Below are 17,216 nucleotides of genomic sequence, written 5' to 3' on the forward strand. Positions count from 1 at the left end.
CCCCTGGGCGGCGGCGGTCTTGCGCCGGCTCACAGGCCGCCCTCCAGGCTCATACCGCGCGACTCGGCGAGCTCGCGCACGGCGGCGACGAACACCTCGCCGCGGTGCACGTAGTTGCGGAACTGGTCCAGGCTGGCGCAGGCCGGCGACATCAACACGGCGTCGCCCGGGCGCGCGAGCTCGGCGGCCAGGGGCACGGCGGCCACGAGTTCACCCGCGTCGTGCAGGGGCACGTCGGCACCGCGCAGCGCCTCTTCCACGGCGGCGCGCACGCGCGGCGCGTCGCGGCCGATCAAGACCACGGCGCGCGCATGGCGCGCCAGTGGCGCGGCCAGCGGGCGGAAATCCTGCCCCTTGCCGTCGCCACCCAGGATCACCACCAGCCGGCGCTCGGCGCCCAGGCCATTGACGGCCGCCAGCGTGGCGCCCACGTTGGTGCCCTTGCTGTCGTCGAAGTATTCGACCTCGTCCACGATGGCCACGGGCTCCATGCGGTGCGGCTCGCCGCGGTACTCGCGCAGTCCATGCAACATGGGCGCCAGCGGCGCGCCGGTGGAGGTGGCCAGCGCCAGCGCGGCCAGCGCGTTGGCCGCGTTGTGGCGACCGCGGATGCGCAGGGCCTCGGCGGGCATGAGGCGCTGGAAATAGATCTCTTCGTCCTCCTGCGCACGGCCCTTGGCGCGGGTTTCGTCGAGCGCCAGCGCGCGCACCAGCCAGGTCATGCCATTGACGGTTTCCAGGCCCCAGTCGCCCGCGCGGTTGGGCGCGTCCAGGCCGAAGCTGCACCATTGGCGCGCCGGCACCTGGCGGTTGCGGTTGCCGACCTTGACCGTCACCAGCCCGGGCTTGAGGGCCATCACGCGCTCATCGTCGCGGTTGAGCACCATGAGCGCCCGCTCGCCGAACACGGCGGCCTTGGCCTGGGCATAGGCGTCCATGCCGCCGTGCCAGTCGAGGTGGTCCTCGGTGAGGTTGAGCAGTGTGGCCGCCGTGGGCACCGAGGCCCAGGCGCCCGAGGCGGTGCCGTCGAGCTGGAAGCTGGACAGCTCGAGCACCCACACGCGCGGCAGGTGCGGGGGTTGGGGCGGCTCGGGCGGCGGCGGCGCGATGAGCGCGGGGCCCTCATCGTCCGGTGCGGCGGGCGCGGCTTCGTCGGCGGGCGAGGTCTCGGCGGCGACGGGGCCATCGCTGGCCCCGGGCTCGGCTGGCGCCTCGCCAACGGCGGGCACCGGCGCTTCGCCCGGCGGCGTGTCCTCGGGTTCGGGCTCGGCGGGCGACGCCGCTGCCACGGCCTCCGCCTGTTCGGCCAGGGCCTCGGCGGCTTGCGCCGCTTCGCGCTGATCGTCAGCCGCCTGAGCCACGGCCTCCGCGCGCAGCGCGGCGGCCAGCACGTCCAGCAGGGCCGGGCCGATGTTGCCCGCCACCGCCACGGACCAGCCCGCGCGGTCCAGCAACTGCCCGGCGAGCGAGGTGACCGTGGTCTTGCCGTTGGTGCCCGTGATGCCCAGCACCTGCGGGCGGTAGGGGAAGCGCTCGCGCCGCGACAGGTCCCTCAGGGCCTGGGCGAACAGATCCAGTTCGGTGAGCACCGGCACGCCGCGCTCGCGGGCGACAGCGAACACGTCCTGCAGCTCGGCCGGCATCAGGCCGGGGCTGCGCGCGATGAAGGCCCAGGGCTCGCGGGCCAGCAGGGCCTCGTCGAAGGCGCCACTCACGAAGCGCGCCTCGGGGCAGGCGCCCTGCAGCGCCATGAGCTGCGGCGGCGCGGCCCGCGTGTCGGCCACGGTCACGCGAGCGCCTTCGCGCGCGCACCAGCAGGCCATGGACAGCCCTGAGGTGCCCAGACCGAGGATGAGGACGTGCTGGTCTTTCATCGCAGCTTGAGCGTGGACAGGCCGATCAGGCACAGCAGCATCGTGATGATCCAGAAGCGCACCACCACCTGGGTTTCCTTCCACCCCTTCTTCTCGAAGTGGTGGTGCAGCGGCGCCATCTGGAACAGGCGCCGGCCTTCGCCGTAGCGCTTCTTGGTGTACTTGAAGTACGTGACCTGCAGCATCACCGACAGCGCCTCGACCACGAAGATGCCGCCCATGATGGCAAGCAGGATCTCCTGGCGCACGATGACCGCGATGGTGCCCAGCGCGCCGCCGAGCGCCAGCGCGCCGACGTCGCCCATGAAGACCTGCGCCGGGTGGGTGTTGAACCAGAGGAAGGCCAGGCCGGCGCCGGCCATGGCGGCGCAGAAGATGAGCAGCTCGCCCGAGCCCGGGATGTGTGGCAGCAGCAGGTAGCGCGCGAACACCGCGTTGCCGGTGACGTAGGCGAAGATGCCCAGGGCCGAGCCCACCATCACCACCGGCATGATGGCCAGACCGTCCAGGCCGTCGGTGAGGTTGACCGCGTTGCTCGCGCCCACGATGACCAGATAGGTGAGGATGACGAAACCGGCCACGCCCAGCGGGTAGCTCACTTCCTTGAAGAACGGCACGATGAAGCCCGACTGCGGCGGCAGGTCCAGCGTGAAGCCCGAACCCACCCAGTCGATGAAGAGTTCCAGCACGCGCGCGTTGCTGGTCTCGGACACCGCGAACACGAGGTAGAAGGCCGCCACCAGGCCGATCAGCGACTGCCAGAAGTACTTCTCGCGCGAGCGCATGCCCTCGGGGTTCTTGTGCACCACCTTGCGCCAGTCGTCGGCCCAGCCGATGGCGCCGAAGCCCAGGGTCACGATGAGCACGATCCAGACGAAGCGGTTGCTCCAGTTGAACCACAGCAGCGTGGACGCCGCGATGGCGAACAGGATCAGCACGCCGCCCATGGTGGGCGTGCCGCCCTTGCTCAGGTGGGTCTGCATCGCGTACTCGCGGATCGGCTGGCCGATCTTGAGCGCGGCGAGGCGGCGGATGAACCAGGGGCCGGCCACCAGGCCGACCACCAAGGCCGTCATGGCGGCCATGACGGCGCGGAAGGTGAGGTACTGGAACACCCGCAGGAAGCCCAGCTCGGGGGACAGGCCTTGCAGCCAGAGGGCAATGCTAGGCAGCATGGGAGGAATCCTTGTGGTTGTCGGCCTGCGTCGGGTCGAGCGCGCGCACGGCCCGCACCACGCGCTCCATGCGCATGAAGCGCGAGCCCTTGACGAGCACGCTGGCCACCACCCCGGTGGCCACCTCGGCGGCCACGTCGGTGGCGAGCGCGTCCACCTCGGCGACGCAGCGCGGCGCGGGTTCACCGGCCGCGCGCAGGGCCTCGGCGGCCTCGCACATGGCCGTGCCGCTCACGCGCACCTCGTCGATGCCGCGCGCGAAGGCGTGGCGCAGCACCTCCAGGTGGAAGGCCTGGCCCTGGTCACCGACCTCGCCCATGTCGCCCAGCACCAGCAGGTGCGGCGCGGGCAACGAGGCCAGCACATCGATCGCGGCGCGCACGGAATCGGGGTTGGCGTTGTAGCTGTCGTCGATCAGCGTGAGCACGCGGCCACCAACGGTGACGGTGATGGCGCGCGAGCGGCCGCCCACCGGCTCGAACGCCTCCAGCCCGCGCACGATGGCGTCCAGCGGCACACCGGCGGCCACCGCGCAGGCCGCGGCCGCGAGCGCGTTGCGCACGTTGTGCCGGCCCGCGATGCGAAGCCCCACCTCGGCATCGCCCAGCGGCGAGGCGATGTGCAACGCCCAGGCACCGTCGCGCCACTCCGCGCTGTGCGCGCGCACGGTGGCCTCGGGGTCGGTGTCGCTGAACGTGAGGCTGCGCCGCGCGCCGGCCAGCGCCTGCCAGACGCGGGTGTGCACGTCGTCGCTGGGAAACACGGCCACGCCATCGGCGCCGAGCGCCGCGATGGCGGTGCCGTTCTCGCGCGCCACGGCCTCCACCGAGCTCATGAACTCCAGGTGCTCGCGCTGCGCGTTGTTCACCAGGGCCACCGTCGGCGCCGCCACGGCGGCGAGCTGGGCGATCTCGCCCGGGTGGTTCATGCCAAGCTCGATCACGGAGCAGCGGTGCCGCGCGTTCAGGCGCAGCAGCGTGAGCGGCACGCCGATGTCGTTGTTGAAATTGCCCTGTGTGGCGTGCGCGGCTTCGCCAGCGTGGGCGCGCAGAATGCTGGCGACCATCTGCGTGACCGTGGTCTTGCCATTGCTGCCGGTCACGGCGATCAGCGGCAGCGTGAACTGGGCGCGCCAGGCCTGCGCCAGCTGCAGCAGGGCGGCACGCGAGTCGGGCACCTCAACACCGGGCAGGCCAGCCTCGGCCAGGCCGCGCTGCGCGAGCGCGGCCACCGCGCCGGCGGCCGCCGCCTGCGGCAGGAAGTGATGGGCGTCGAAGCGCTCGCCCTGCAGCGCCACGAACAGGTCGCCGGCGCGCAGGCTGCGGGTGTCGGAATGCACGCGCTGAATGGGCGCGGCGATGCGGCCGACGGCGCGCGCGCCGGGCAGCGTGGTGAGCAGTTCGGCCAGGGTTTTCATGCGGCCTCCCGGCGCAGCGCAAGCGCGCGGCGCGCGTGTTCGATGTCGGAGAACGGCGACTTCACGCCCCGCACCTCCTGGTAGTCCTCGTGGCCCTTGCCGGCGATGAGCACCACGTCGGCGGGCGCGGCCTCGCGCACCGCCAGCGCGATGGCCTCGGCGCGGTCGACCACGGTGCGCGCGGCGGCCGGGTCGCTCAGGCCGCGCGCCATCTGCGCCAGGATGGCGGCCGGGTCTTCACCGCGCGGGTTGTCACTGGTCAGCACGGCGTGGCGCGCCTCGCGCTCGGCCACGGCGCCCATCAGCGGGCGCTTGCCCGGGTCACGGTCACCACCGCAGCCAACCAGCACCCACAGCGCACCGCCGCGCCGCGCGGCCAGCGGTTGCAGCGCTTGAAGGGCCTTCTCCAGCGCGTCGGGCGTGTGCGCGTAGTCCACCAGCACCAGCGGCGCGCCGGGTGCGTCGGCCTGGGCCTGCTGCATGCGGCCGGGCACCGGCGTGAGCGCGGCGCAGGCCTGCACGGCGGCGGCGAAGGGCACGCCCAGCGCGCGCGCCGTGGCCAGCACGCCCAGCAGGTTGTGCACGTTGTATCGGCCCACCAGCGGCAGGCTCAAGGCCTGGCGTTGCCGCTCCTGGCCGCGCGGGTCGCGCTCGATCAGTTCGAACGCCAGGCCGGCGGACGTGGTGACGACGCCGCGCGCCTCGAGTCTCGCCTCGCTGTCGATGGCCACGGGCCAGAGGTCCAGCCCCCGCCCCTGCAGGCGCGCCAGCAGGCCGGCGCCGTGCGGGTCGTCGACGTTGACCACCGCGGCCTTGAGGCTGGGCCAGTCGAACAGGCGCTGCTTGGCGGCCCAGTAGGCGTCCATGCTGCCGTGGTAGTCGAGGTGGTCTTGGGTGAAGTTGGTGAACACGGCCACCGCCACGCGCGTGCCGTTCAGGCGCCCCTCCTCCAGTCCGATCGACGAAGCCTCGATGGCGCAGGCGCGCAGGCCCTGGTCGACGAAGCCGCGCAGCTCCTGCTGCAGCATCACCGGGTCGGGCGTGGTCAGGCCGGTGGCCAGCAAGGCCGCGCCGGGGCGGCCGATGCCCAGCGTACCCACCACCGCCGCCGGCCGGTTGCAGGCCGACAGCAGCTGCGCCGCCCACCAGGCGCTGGAGGTCTTGCCGTTGGTGCCGGTGATGGCGATCACGTCGAGCGCGCCGCTGGGCTCGTGGCACCAGGCGCTGGCGATGGGGCCGGCCTGGGCCTTGAGGCCGGGCACGGCCAACACGCGTGGATCGTTGCGGCAATCGAAGGCGTCCAGGCCTTCGCGCTCGACCACGGCTGCGCTGGCGCCGCCGCGCAGCGCGTCGGCCACGAAGCGGCGGCCGTCGGTGGCCGCACCAGGCCATGCCACGAAGCCGTCGCCCACGCGCACGCGGCGGCTGTCACACACCAGCCCGCCGGTGACGCTGGCGCGCAGCCACTGGGCCACGGCCTCGGGATGGACGAGCGTCTGCACCATCAGAACGTCTCCTCCACCGGCTCGCCGAAGATCTGCGGCTTGACGTTCATGTCGGGCTGCACGCCGAGGATGCGCAAGGTTTCCTGAACCGTCTCGCTGAACACGGGCGCGGCCACCAGGCCGCCGTAGAACCCACCCTCGCTCGGCTCGTCGATCGACACCGCGACGATGATGCGCGGCTGCTCGATGGGCGCCATGCCCACGAAGAAGCCGCGGTACTTACCCTCGGCGTAACCGTTGCCTTCCTGCTTGCGCGCGGTACCGGTTTTTCCGCCCACGGAGTAGCCCATGGTCTGAGCGCGCGTGGCGCTGCCGCCGGGCTTGGTCACCAGGCCCAGCATGTCGCGCACGGCGCGCGCGTTCTGGGCGCTGAAGACGCGCACGCCCTGCGCGGGCGTGTCGCTCTTGAGCAGGGTCAGGGGGATGAGCTCACCTTCGCGCGCGAAGATGGTGTAGGCCTGCGCGAGCTGGTAGAGCGAGACGGACAGGCCATAGCCGTAGCTCATGGTGGCCTGCTCGATCGGGCGCCAGCTCTTGTAGGGACGCAGCCGGCCGGCCACCGCGCCCGGGAACGGCACCTGCGGCTTCTGGCCGAAGCCCACCTGGGCGTACATCTCCCACATCTCGCGCGGGCTCATCTGCATGGCCATCTTGACCGTGCCCACGTTGCTCGACTTCTGGATCACCTCCGACACCGTCAGCACGTCCTTGGGGTGGGTGTCCCGGATGGTGGAGCCGCCGATGACGATGCGGCCAGGCGCCGTCTGGATGGGCGTGTTGGGCCGCACCAGGCCCTTGTCGAGCGCGAGCGCGGCGATGAAGGGCTTCATCGTCGAGCCGGGCTCGAAGGTGTCGGTGAGCACGCGGTTGCGCAGCTGCTCGCCGCTGAGGTTGCGCCGCTGGTTCGGGTCGTAGCTGGGGTAATTGGCCAGGGCCAGCACCTCGCCCGTGCGGGTATCGAGCACGATGACGCTGCCGGCCTTGGCCTTGTGCTGCAGCACGGCCTGGCGCAGCTTCTGCCAGGCGAAGTACTGCACCTTGCTGTCAATGGACAGACTGAGGTCGGGGCCGTCCACGGGCGGCACGACGTCCTGCACGTCCTCGACCACGCGGCCCAGGCGGTCCTTGATGACGCGGCGCGAACCGGCCTTGCCCGCGAGCTGCGACTGGAACGCCAGCTCCACGCCCTCCTGGCCGCGGTCTTCCACGTTGGTGAACCCCACCACGTGGGCCGTGGCCTCGCCCTCGGGATACTGGCGCTTGTACTCGCGGCGCTGGTAGATGCCCTTGATGCCCAGCGCGGCGATCTTCTGCGCCACGGGCTCGTCCACCTGGCGCTTGACCCAGACGAAGGTCTTGTCGTTGTCGGCCAGGCGCTTGCGCAGCTCGGCGAGCGGCATGTCGAGCAGGCGGGCGAGCTCGCGCAGCTTGGGGTGGTTCTTGTCCACGTCTTCGGGAATGGCCCAGATGCTCTGCGCCACCACGCTGGAGGCCAGGATCAGGCCATTGCGGTCGAGCACGCGGCCGCGGTTGGCCGGCAGCTCCAGCGTGCGCGCGAAGCGCACCTCGCCCTGGCGCTGGAAGAAGTCGTTGCCGATGACCTGGACGTAGGCGGCGCGCCCGGCCAGGCCAGCGAAGGCCAGCGCCAGGCCGAAGACGATGAACTTGCTGCGCCACACGGGCGTCTTGCTCGCCAGCAGGGGGCTGGAGGCGTAGTTGATGCTGCGGCTCATCGCGCGCCCTCCCCGCCTTCGGCTGCGGGGGCCGGGGCCGGCGTGGCCGCGCGCTCGCTCACGTACTGCGTGATGCCCGGCGTGACCTGGCGCATCTGCAACTGGCGCTGAGCGAGTTGCTGCACGCGCGCGGGCGCGGCCTGCGCGCGGCGCTGCACGGCCAGTTGCTCGTGGTCGGCGTCGAGCCGCTTGGACTGGGTCTGCGCGCGGTCCAGCGCCGAGTAGAGGCGGCGCGACTCGTACTGGGTGTGCACCAGATAGAAGGCGCTGGCCAGTACGGCCAGCAACAGCACGAGGTTGAGCCGGATCATGGCAAGGCCCTCACGCAGGCCACCGCGTGTGCTGCGCGGCCCGCCGACGGGATGCGAGCCGGCTGGAGGCGGTCCGCCGCGGCGCTCATGCCACCCCCGTTCGCGTGGCCACGCGCATGACAGCGCTGCGCGCGCGCGGGTTGCCCTGCACCTCCGCTTCGGACGGCATCACGCGGTGCACCTCGGCCAGGCGCGTGGGCGCGGGCTCGGCGAAGGGGGCGCGGCGGTCCACCACGGCGCGCGAATGGCGCGCCATGAACTGCTTGACCGGGCGGTCTTCCAGGGAGTGGAAGCTGATGACCACGAGGCGACCTTGGGGCTTGAGCAGTGCCAGACTGGCTTCTAGCGCCTGTTGCAGCTCTTCAAGCTCGGCGTTGATGAAAATCCGAAGAGCCTGAAATGTGCGCGTTGCAGGGTCCTTGCCCGGCTCGCGGGTTTTGACCGCGCCAGCCACGATTTCGGCCAGCTCGCCGGTGGTTCGAACAGGGCCCCGTTCCTGTCGGCGACGATCAATCGCCTTTGCAATCGGTGCAGCAAACCGTTCTTCGCCATAGTCACGAATGACCTCCGCCAGGGTGGAAATGGGCACCGTCTCGAGCCACTGGGCCACGCTCTGGCCACGCGTGGTGTCCATGCGCATGTCCAGCGGGCCGTCGTGGCGGAACGAGAAACCCCGCGCGGGGTCGTCGATCTGCGGCGAACTCACGCCAAGGTCCATGAGGATGCCGTCGGCACAGGCCGGCGGCAGTTCGGCCATGGCCGCAAAGCCGCTGTGCCGCACCGAGACGCGCGCATCCTGCGCGGCCAGCTGGCGCGCCACCTCGATGGCCTGGGGATCCTTGTCGAAGACGGTCAGCCGCCCTTGGGGCGACAGCCTTTGCAGGATGGCGCGGCTGTGCCCGCCGCGGCCGAAGGTGGCGTCGACGTAGTGGCCATCCGGGTTGATCGAAAGCGCCTGCACGGCCTCGTTCAACAGGACGGTCTGATGGGTCCATGTCGTCTCCACCACCGCCCTTAGAAGGAAAAGTCCTTGAACACATCGGGCATCTCGGCCTTCATGGCCTCAGCCTCCTGTGCGGCATACACCTGGGCGTCCCACAGTTCAAGGTAGGCGCCCATGCCGAGCAGCACGACATCCTTGCTGATGCCGGCCGCGGCGCGCAATTCGGGCGAGACCAGCACGCGACCGGTGCCGTCCACCTCCACGTCCATGGCATTGCCGAGGAAGATGCGTTTCCACCACTGGGCCTGCATGGGCAGGTTGGCGATGCGGCCGCGGAAGTCTTCCCAGGCCTCGCGCGGGAAGACCATGAGGCAGCCGTGGGGGTGTTTGGTGATCGTGAGCGAGCCGCCCAGGGCGTCGCGGTGCCGGGTCGGCACGGACAGCCGCCCCTTGGCATCGAGACTCAGCGAAGACGCGCCCTGGAACACCGCTTTCGACCTTTAGGTGGGACATACCACCACTTAATTGCACTTATTCCCACTGTAGCAGGAAAACACTCGCGCACCAGGGGTCATGCACACTTTTTTTCAATGAAATCAACCACTTAGAAGTGATTTCGCGGAGAATCTAGGACCAAAAAGCACATAAAAAGCAAGCACTTACAAAGGTCAGTGCAAGTGAAGCTTCAAAACAGGAACGCCCGTGGGGTGGTTCCACGGGCGTTTCACGAGGCGACGGGCGGTGTGGGTGGGTCGGCGGCGGGAATGGAGCCCCGACCGGCCAGGCCGCTCAGAGGATGTAGCGCGACAGGTCCTCGTCCTGGCTGAGCGCGCCCAGCCGCCCTTGCACGAAGGCGGCGTCGATGTTCACGGTCTGGCCCTGCAGCTTGGCCGCGTCGAAGCTCACCTCGTCGAGCAGGTGTTCCATCACCGTGGAAAGCCGCCGCGCCCCGATGTTCTCGGTGCGCTCGTTCACTTCGCAGGCGATCTGCGCCAGCTGGCGGATGCCGTCGGGCTGGAACACCAGCGTCACGCCTTCCGTCTCCAGCAGCGCCTGGTACTGCCGCACCAGCGACGCATGGGTCTGAGTGAGGATGGCTTCGAAATCGTCCACCGACAGCGACTGCAGCTCCACGCGGATCGGAAAGCGCCCCTGCAGCTCGGGGATGAGGTCGCTGGGCTTGGACAGGTGGAAGGCGCCGCTGGCGATGAACAGGATGTGGTCGGTCTTGATCGGTCCGTACTTGGTGGACACCGTCGTGCCCTCCACCAACGGCAGCAGGTCGCGCTGCACGCCCTGGCGCGACACCTCGGCCGTGCCGCCACTCTCGCTGCGCGAGGTCACCTTGTCGATCTCGTCGATGAAGACGATGCCGTTCTGCTCGGCGTTGTGCAAGGCGCGGGCCTTGATCTCGTCTTCGTTGACGAGCTTGGCCGCCTCTTCGTCGATCAGCAGTTTCAGTGCCTCGGCGATGCGCAGCCTGCGCTGCTGCTTGCGACCGGCGCCGAACTGGCCGAACAGGCCCTTGAGCTGCTCGGCCATTTCCTCCATGCCGGCGGGCCCCATGATCTCCATCGTGGGACGCGGCTCGGCCACCTCGATCTCGATCTCGCGGTCGTCGAGCTCGCCCTCGCGCAGCTTCTTGCGGAAGGCCTGGCGCGCGGCGCTGTCGGGCGTGGGCTGGGGCTCGAAACCCACGGCGCGCGGCGGGGGGATCAGCGCGTCGAGGATGCGCTCCTCGGCCGCGTCCTCGGCGCGCGCGCGCTGCTGGCGCATCGCCGCATCGCGCGTCTGCTTGATGGCGATATCGGCCAGGTCGCGCACGATGCTGTCAACGTCCTTGCCGACGTAGCCCACCTCGGTGAACTTGGTGGCCTCGACCTTGATGAAGGGCGCGTCGGCCAGTTTGGCCAGGCGGCGCGCGATCTCGGTCTTGCCCACGCCGGTCGGGCCGATCATGAGGATGTTCTTGGGCGTGATCTCCGGGCGCAGCTTTTCGTCCACCAGTTGGCGCCGCCAGCGGTTGCGCAAGGCGATGGCCACGGCGCGCTTGGCGCCCTTCTGGCCGATGATGAAGCGGTCGAGCTCGGAGACGATCTCCTGGGGCGTCATCGAAGACATGTCAAACAACCTCAGTCGAGCGTTTCAATGGTGTGGTTCATGTTGGTGTAGATGCACAGCTCGCCCGCGATGGCGAGCGATTGGCGCACCACGTCTTCGGCGCTGAGCGCGGTGTGGTCGATGAGCGCCTTGGCCGCGGCCTGGGCGTAAGCGCCGCCCGAGCCGATGGCAACGATGCCGTGCTCGGGCTCGAGCACGTCGCCATTGCCGGTGATGACCAGCGCGGCGCTGCGGTCGGCCACCGCGAGCATGGCCTCCAGGCGGCGCAGCACGCGGTCGGTGCGCCAGTCGCGCGTGAGCTCGATGGCCGCGCGCGCCAGGTGGCCCTGGTGCTTCTCCAGCTTGGCCTCGAAACGCTCGAACAGGGTGAAGGCGTCGGCCGTGGCGCCAGCGAAGCCCGCCAGCACGCGGTCGTGGTAGAGCTTGCGCACCTTGCGCGCCGTGCCCTTGATGACGATGTGGCCCAGGGTGACCTGGCCGTCGCCACCGATGGCGACCTGCACGCCCTGCGGCGTTTCGCGGCGGACGCAGACGATGGTGGTACCGTGAAAAGATTCCATGGGAACTGAAGTGGGGGCGTTGCGCCACCCCGCAAGGGGGGGCGGTGAAACCGGATGCAAGCGCCGGCCGGGCGGCCGACCGCCCGGCGGGTCAATCGTTGCGAAGGACCACCTTCGCGTACTCGGTGATGCCGATGACGTGGAAGAAGGCCGAGACCAGCCGGTGCACGTCGACGAACTGCACGAGCCGGTTCTGCGCGTGGTGGTTCGACACCCAGTTGAGCAGCGTGCCCGCGGCCGAAAAATCGACGCGGATCAGGTTGCGGCAGGAGAGGATCAGCACGTCGGCCCCTTCCAGTCGCTGCTCCAGCATGTCGATGGTGCTCTGCGCGTCGCCGCGGATTTCACCCGACAGCTCAACCAGGCCAAGGTGGTTGATGGACCCGGGTTGCGAGTCCATGACCGACTCACCCGAGAGCGTGGACGGCGGCGATAGGGTTTCGATCACCGATTCGCCCAGCACGGAATGGCCTTCGTCGCCATCGCCGCGCATCGACTGGTAGCGGCAGCGGGGCCGCTCCCAGCCAGGCGGGGACAGCTCGTAGGTGACGCAGAAGTCCAGCGCGGTGAGCTCGAACTCATCCGCCCGGTTCATCAGCCGCAGCATGGCCATGCGCAGCTCCCACCACAGCTGCTCGACGTCGCGGCGGCCCGAATGGGTCATGCTTTTGAGCACGTCGCGCAGCCTGGCGCCGCCCACGAAGCGCAGCTCCACGTCCTGGTCGGTCCAGAGCGTGACCAGGCCCAACAACGCACGCGCGGCCTTGGGGTCCATGCTGTTGAGCAGGCTCCAGTCGATCACCCAGGGCTGGCGCGCGCGCGTCAGCACGTTCTGCAGCGAGCCCACGGCGTGCGCGTCGAGTTCGGCCTCACAGGCCCACACGGCGCGTGCGTGCCCCGCGGCCATCGGCGCGTCGGCCGCGACCACCATGCGCTGCACCGCGGCCGGCATGTCGTACCACTGCGGGGCCGAGCGGTCGAACCGGTTCACGAACTCCACCGCCCGGTTCTCGAAGGGTGCGAGCTGGCCGGTGGCGCGGTACAGATCGAACAGGGCGAGCCAATCGGCCTCCTGGTCGACGCGGGCGCCGCCGTCGGAGACGGCCTCCAGCAGCCCCTGTTCGGCGCCGGCGTCGTCGCCATTGGCGAAGCGGATGGCGGCCTCCTCCACCTCGGGGTCCTGGGCCACCTCCTGAACGTCCAGCGCGTAGAAATGCGAGGCCGAGAACTCCGAGCCCAACTGCTGGCTGCTGGGCGTGCCCGCGCGCGGCGCCATCAGGCCCGTGCGGGGACTGCTGGACGGCTTGATCGGCGCGGGCGCCGTCGCCTGCGACGGCCGCAGCGCCATCGGCTCGGTGGCCTGGTGCTCGCGCTGCGCCGAGGGATGCAGCAGTGGCGCGGGCTCCGTCACGTCGTACTGGGCGCGCAGGCGCGCCGGGTCCACCTGCGGCAGGGGCCGGATCGGCGAGGCCTCACGGGCCTTCTGCGGCAAGGTTCCGGGCGGCTGCGCCGCGCTGTTGGGCCCCGGAGAACCGGTGCTGGTGATCGAGTCCGCGCCCTTGGTTTTCCACCACTGCATGGACATCTGCGCTTCGATCTCGTCGATCTTCTTGAGCGTCATCGCCCGGTCATCGGGCTTGGAGGGGATGCTGCTCTGGAAGAAGGACGGGCGCATGCCCTGGGCCTCGGCGGGCGAGCCCTCGCGCGAGCGGATCTTGCGCAGCATGTCGAACTCGCGCTTGCGCACGAAGTCGTTGCGCCGCTTGCGCTCGATCATCTCCTTGAGCGCGGCCTTGCTGTACTCGCTCTCGCGGTCCGACTGACGGGTGTCCAGGTCGGCCCAGCTCGTGGTGGGGTGGCGAACGAACTTCACCACCTTGGAGAGGAAGCCGCCGCTGGATTCGTCCTTGGACATTGGAACCGGGCTGTGGGTCGGGTCGGTGCCGGTCGAACTCAGTCGCCGAACATCTTCTGCTTGAGCTCGCGGCGCTGTTGCGCCTCGAGCGAGAGGCTGGCCGTGGGCCGCGCGATGAGCCGGCCCACGCCGATGGGCTCGCCGGTTTCCTCGCAATAGCCATAGTCGCCGGCCTCGATGCGCGCGATGGCCTGCTCGATCTTCTTGAGCAGCTTGCGCTCGCGGTCGCGCGTGCGCAGCTCCAGGGCGTGCTCTTCTTCGATGGTGGCGCGGTCGGCCGGATCGGGCACGACGACGGTGTCCTCGCGCAGGTGTTCGGTGGTTTCACCCGCGTTGTTGAGCATGTCGGTCTTCAGGCCCTTGAGCTTGGTCTTGAAGAACGCCAGTTGCACGTCGTTCATGTACTCGCTGTCGGGCATGGCCAGCACGTCCGCGTCGGTGAGCTGTTCGACCTTGAGGGTCTTCCAGTTGTTGGCCCGCTTGGGGTCCTTCTGCAGGGATGGGGGGGCGGGGGACGTCATGACGGTTCGTTCATTCACGGGAGAGAAAGTCGCCTTGGGGGCGTCTGGGGCATGGCTGGGCGCGGAGGCTGGCTGGGACATCTGCGCCAGCATGGCCTTGCGCGCCTCGCGTTTGCCCATGGGCGCCGGCGAGGATTCGGTCGCGGTGGGCGCCGCAGCGCTGGCCACCTTGGAAATGAGGTCGCTGGCCACGGCCGCGGCCTTGGCGGCGGGCGATGCCGCGACCTTGGCCTTGACCGGTGCCTTGGCGGCGGCTTTCACCACCGGCTTCTTGACGGCCGGCGCTTTGGCCACGGGCTTCGCCACGGCCTTGGCGGCGGCTTTCACCGGCGGCTTGGCCACGGCCTTGGGCAGCGGTTTCGGCGCCGCCTTCTTGGCCACGGCCTTGACCGCCTTCACGGGCGCCTTCGCCGGGGCTTTGGCCACGGCCTTGACCGGGGAGGCCTTCTTGTGTGCCACCGGCTTGCCGGCACGCGCCGTGGCGCCCGAGGCGACGGACTTGCCTGCTTTCGCTGCCTTGGAAGCCGGGGCTTTCACAACGGGTCTCCTTGGGATGGCCGGCACGCCCCTTCACAGGGATCGCGCCCGGCTCGTGGACCGATGGCGACGGGCTCCAACCCGGGCCCGCCATCGGCAAAGGCGCTGTTATACCCCCTTGCCGTGTGACAAAGGCCCCGGTTGATTCGGGGCGCGATTGTAGCCATGCGCGAAGCGCGGCCCGCGCCGGCTGGCAGACCGGGGCCGGCCGTGGTGAGACAAACGACACGGCCCGGCTCCCCCGCGCTGAACGGCCCGACCCGCGCCCGGTTCAGGCCAGGCTCTGCTCGAGCCCCTGCTCGAGGATGTCGCGCGGCAGTTCGATGCCGATGAACACCATCTTGCTCACGCGCTTTTCGTCCGGCCCCCACTCGGGGCCCAGGTCGCTGCCCATGAGCTGGTGCACCCCCTGGAAGATGACCTTGCGCTCGGTGCCCTGCATGTGCAGCACGCCCTTGTAGCGCAGCATGCGCGGGCCGTAGACCTGCACGATGGCGCCCAGGAAGTCCTCCAGCTTTTCGGGGCTGAAGGGGCGCTCGGCGCGGTAGACGAAGCTCTTGACGTCGTCGTCGTGATGGTGGTGGTGGCCGTGGCCGTGCTGGTGCGAGGGGTGGTCGCAGTGCTCGCCATGGGCGTGATCGTGGCCATGGTGATCGTGATCGTGATGGTCGTGGTCGTCGGCCTTGAGGAAGTCCGGGTCGATCTCGAGCTTGGCGTTGAGGTTGAAGCCGCGCAGGTCGAAGACCTCGCTGATGGCCACTTCGCCGAAGTGCGCGGGCCGCATGGCCGCGCGCGGGTTCATGTGCTTGAGGCGGTGGACCAGGGCATCGACCTCGTCCGCCGAGACCAGGTCGGCCTTGCTGATGAAGATCTGGTCGGCGAAGCCGACCTGGCGACGGGCTTCCTGGCGGTCGTTGAGCTGCTGCGCGGCGTGCTTGGCGTCCACCAGGGTGACGATGGCGTCCAGCAGGTACTGCTCGGCCACCTCGTCGTCCATGAAGAAGGTCTGGGCCACGGGGCCGGGGTCGGCCAGGCCGGTGGTTTCGATCACCACGCGCTCGAAGTCGAGTTCGCCCTTGCGCTTTTTCTGCGCCAGGTCGGCCAGCGTGGCGCGCAGGTCGTCGCGGATGGTGCAGCAGATGCAGCCATTGCTCATCTGGATGATGTTCTCGGTGGTGTCGGCCACCAGGATTTCGTTGTCGATGTTCTCTTCGCCGAACTCGTTTTCGACGACGGCGATCTTCTGGCCATGCGCCTCGGTGAGCACGCGCTTGAGCAGGGTCGTTTTGCCCGAGCCGAGGAAGCCGGTGAGGATGGTGGCGGGGATCAGGGCCATGGTGCGTAGGGGTGGGGGGAAAACGAAGGCGAAAGAGTGTAGGCCAGCCCGGCGCGGGCCGGGTTCAGGGCCGGCGCATCACCACCAGGCCCTTGAGGTATTCGCCTTCGGGGAAGCTCACCGTCATCGGGTGGTCGCGGGCACCGCCCAGGCGCTGCAGGAAAACGCCGTCCACGCCGGCTTCCAGGCCGGCCGAGGCCACGATCTTGTGAAACAGCTCCACCCCCACCCCGCCGGAGCAGGAGAAGGTGAACAGCACGCCGCCGGGGCGCAGCAGCTTGAAGCCCAGGCGGTTAAGGTCCTTGTAGGCGCGCGCGGCGCGCTCGGCGTGCGCCGCCGTGGGGGCCAGCTTGGGCGGGTCGAGCACGATGCCGTCGAATTGCCGTCCCTCGTCGATGAGGCGGCGCAGGGTGGCGTTGACGTCGGCGTCGCGCCACTCGCAGCGGCCGGCGTCGAAGCCATTGAGGGCCACATTGGCCCGGGCCTGCTCCAGCGCGGGCCCCGAAGAGTCGACGGAGAGCACGCGCTCGGCACCGCCCGCGAGCGCGGCCACGGTGAAACCGCCGGTGTAGCAGAAGCCATTGAAGACCTCGCCCAGGCGGTGCCGCGCCACCAGTTCGCGGCAGGCGGCGCGGCTGTCGCGCTGGTCGAGGTAGTAGCCGGTCTTGTGGCCGCTGGCGATGTCCAGGCCCAGACGCCAGCCATGTTCCTGCAGCACCAGCGCGGTATCGCCCTGCCCGCGCAACCAGCCGGTGGCGTCGGCCAGGCCTTCCAGGCGCCGGCTGCTGGTGTCGCTGCGCTCGTACAGGCGCTCGCATCCGCTGAGCTCGAGCAGGGCGTCCGCGATCACCTCCTTCCAGCGTTCGACGCCGGCGGCACCGAACTGGGCAACCAGGGTGTCGCCGTAGCGGTCCACCACCAGGCCGGGCAGGCCGTCGGATTCGGCGTGCACCAGGCGCACGCCATCGCTGTCGATCGCCAGCCGCTCACGCAGGGCCAGGGCGGCGCGCAGCCGCTCTTTGAAGAAGGCGGCGTCGATGCGCTGCCCTTGATCGAAGCTCCAGGCGCGCACGCGGATCTTCGAGGCAGGTGAGACGGCGCCCCAGGCGAGGAACTGGCCGTCAGCGCCCTCCACGCGCACCGTCTCGCCGGGGTCGCCGCCGCCCTTGGCGATGGCGCCGTCGAACACCCAGGGGTGGTGGCGCTGCAGGGAGCGTTCCTTGCCGGGCCTGAGTCGGATGGATTTCATGCCCGGTCGTGTCCGTGGG

Annotated in this window: 14 protein-coding genes; all 14 read right to left on the reverse strand. The window is 70.0% G+C overall.

Annotated elements, in window-relative coordinates; all coding sequences use genetic code 11:
* Positions 1 to 29: 29 nt before the first annotated feature.
* The gene (gene murD / locus SOM08_RS17655) at positions 30 to 1,874 is read right to left on the reverse strand and encodes a UDP-N-acetylmuramoyl-L-alanine--D-glutamate ligase (RefSeq protein WP_322469407.1); all 1,845 of its coding nucleotides are present in this window, start codon (positions 1,872 to 1,874) and stop codon (positions 30 to 32) included.
* On the reverse strand, positions 1,871 to 3,049 hold the full coding sequence (gene mraY / locus SOM08_RS17660) for a phospho-N-acetylmuramoyl-pentapeptide-transferase (protein WP_070397240.1): 1,179 nt from the start codon (positions 3,047 to 3,049) through the stop codon (positions 1,871 to 1,873). Before mraY ends, murD begins: the two co-directional genes overlap by 4 nt.
* Positions 3,039 to 4,466, reverse strand: coding sequence for a UDP-N-acetylmuramoyl-tripeptide--D-alanyl-D-alanine ligase (locus tag SOM08_RS17665; RefSeq protein ID WP_116960691.1), 1,428 nt, complete (start codon positions 4,464 to 4,466; stop codon positions 3,039 to 3,041). Before SOM08_RS17665 ends, mraY begins: the two co-directional genes overlap by 11 nt.
* Positions 4,463 to 5,971, reverse strand: coding sequence for a UDP-N-acetylmuramoyl-L-alanyl-D-glutamate--2,6-diaminopimelate ligase (locus SOM08_RS17670; protein ID WP_116960692.1), 1,509 nt, complete (start codon positions 5,969 to 5,971; stop codon positions 4,463 to 4,465). The genes SOM08_RS17665 and SOM08_RS17670 overlap by 4 nt, the downstream gene beginning before the upstream one ends.
* Positions 5,971 to 7,704 carry a peptidoglycan D,D-transpeptidase FtsI family protein gene (locus tag SOM08_RS17675; RefSeq protein ID WP_116960693.1) on the reverse strand — a complete coding sequence of 578 codons (1,734 nt, stop codon included), beginning with the start codon at positions 7,702 to 7,704 and terminating at the stop codon, positions 5,971 to 5,973. The genes SOM08_RS17670 and SOM08_RS17675 overlap by 1 nt, the downstream gene beginning before the upstream one ends.
* The gene (gene ftsL / locus SOM08_RS17680; protein ID WP_070397236.1) at positions 7,701 to 8,015 is read right to left on the reverse strand and encodes a cell division protein FtsL; all 315 of its coding nucleotides are present in this window, start codon (positions 8,013 to 8,015) and stop codon (positions 7,701 to 7,703) included. Before ftsL ends, SOM08_RS17675 begins: the two co-directional genes overlap by 4 nt.
* An 85-nt stretch (positions 8,016 to 8,100) precedes the next feature.
* Positions 8,101 to 9,021, reverse strand: a complete 921-nt coding sequence (gene rsmH, locus SOM08_RS17685; RefSeq protein ID WP_116960813.1) for a 16S rRNA (cytosine(1402)-N(4))-methyltransferase RsmH — start codon at positions 9,019 to 9,021, stop codon at positions 8,101 to 8,103.
* Positions 9,022 to 9,029: 8 nt separating this feature from the next.
* On the reverse strand, positions 9,030 to 9,446 hold the full coding sequence (gene mraZ / locus SOM08_RS17690; protein WP_070397235.1) for a division/cell wall cluster transcriptional repressor MraZ: 417 nt from the start codon (positions 9,444 to 9,446) through the stop codon (positions 9,030 to 9,032).
* Positions 9,447 to 9,747: 301 nt separating this feature from the next.
* Positions 9,748 to 11,079 (reverse strand): ATP-dependent protease ATPase subunit HslU, encoded by a 1,332-nt coding sequence (gene hslU, locus SOM08_RS17695; RefSeq protein WP_322469408.1) that lies wholly within the window; start codon positions 11,077 to 11,079, stop codon positions 9,748 to 9,750.
* An 11-nt stretch (positions 11,080 to 11,090) separates the two neighbouring features.
* Positions 11,091 to 11,639 (reverse strand): ATP-dependent protease subunit HslV, encoded by a 549-nt coding sequence (hslV, locus tag SOM08_RS17700; RefSeq protein ID WP_070397233.1) that lies wholly within the window; start codon positions 11,637 to 11,639, stop codon positions 11,091 to 11,093.
* Positions 11,640 to 11,730: 91 nt separating this feature from the next.
* Positions 11,731 to 13,554 (reverse strand): STAS domain-containing protein, encoded by a 1,824-nt coding sequence (locus SOM08_RS17705; protein ID WP_116960694.1) that lies wholly within the window; start codon positions 13,552 to 13,554, stop codon positions 11,731 to 11,733.
* A 38-nt stretch (positions 13,555 to 13,592) separates the two neighbouring features.
* Complete coding sequence (gene dksA / locus SOM08_RS17710; protein WP_322469409.1) at positions 13,593 to 14,612, reverse strand: RNA polymerase-binding protein DksA; 1,020 nt, start codon at positions 14,610 to 14,612, stop codon at positions 13,593 to 13,595.
* A gap of 271 nt (positions 14,613 to 14,883) precedes the next feature.
* Positions 14,884 to 15,948 (reverse strand): GTP-binding protein, encoded by a 1,065-nt coding sequence (locus tag SOM08_RS17715; protein ID WP_322469410.1) that lies wholly within the window; start codon positions 15,946 to 15,948, stop codon positions 14,884 to 14,886.
* A gap of 64 nt (positions 15,949 to 16,012) precedes the next feature.
* Entirely contained in the window at positions 16,013 to 17,197 is a 1,185-nt protein-coding gene (locus SOM08_RS17720) for a class I SAM-dependent rRNA methyltransferase (protein WP_322469411.1), read from the reverse strand.
* Positions 17,198 to 17,216: the final 19 nt, after the last annotated feature.

The sequence above is a fragment of the Hydrogenophaga sp. SNF1 genome, assembly GCF_034421675.1.
GTDB classification, from domain to species: Bacteria; Pseudomonadota; Gammaproteobacteria; order Burkholderiales; family Burkholderiaceae_C; genus Hydrogenophaga; species Hydrogenophaga borbori.